Raw genomic sequence first — 617 nt, 5'->3', positions numbered from 1 at the left:
TCTCGTGGTAGTAGCCGATCACCTGGTTCAGCAGCGCCTGGTCGTCGGCGTCGAACGACACCGGCGCCGGCAGGCTGCGCGCCGTGCTGCGCTCTTGCGGCGTGCCGGGGGCGGCCTGCACACCGGCAGCTAAAGCGGGATCGGCCTTGAGCAGCTCCACCGCGTGCCGGAACGACACGCCCTGCAACTTCATCACCCAATCGATCGGCCCGCCGCCAATCTGGCAGCCAAAGCAGTGCCACAGGTTTTTTGAGGGCGTCACCACCAGCGACGGCTCGCTGTCCTCGTGGAACGGGCACACGCCGATACGGTCCTTGCCGGACTTTTTCAGGGCGATGCCGGCCGACTCGACCAGGCGCTCGACCGCCACTTCATTCTTTAGCCGCTCGATGTCGGCCTCGGGGATGCGGGGCATAAATCCCTCTTTCGCTAAAAAGCTGTCAAGTATCCTTTCTATTATATTTGAAGACCTCTTGTGCTACCATGAGCACATGACGATTTTTTGCGGGGATATGATCATGGCGATCTCTTTTACCTGGTTGAACATCATGAGTGTCGCCGCTCGCCTTACCGCCGTCCGCAAACAGAAGGGCCTGACCCAGCAGGCGCTGGCCGAT

General features: G+C 60.9%; 1 protein-coding gene. It reads right to left on the bottom strand.

The annotated features are described in order from the left end of the window. On the bottom strand, positions 1 to 415 hold a 415-nt coding region (locus F2P45_RS34405; protein WP_229505448.1), incomplete at its 3' end, for a CHC2 zinc finger domain-containing protein. Positions 416 to 617: the final 202 nt, after the last annotated feature.

The organism is Massilia mucilaginosa (assembly GCF_011682145.1).
Classification (GTDB): Bacteria; Pseudomonadota; Gammaproteobacteria; order Burkholderiales; family Burkholderiaceae_D; genus Telluria_A; species Telluria_A mucilaginosa.
The sequence above is the reverse complement of the archived record's forward strand: the minus strand, read 5'-3'. Positions and strand labels throughout refer to the sequence as shown.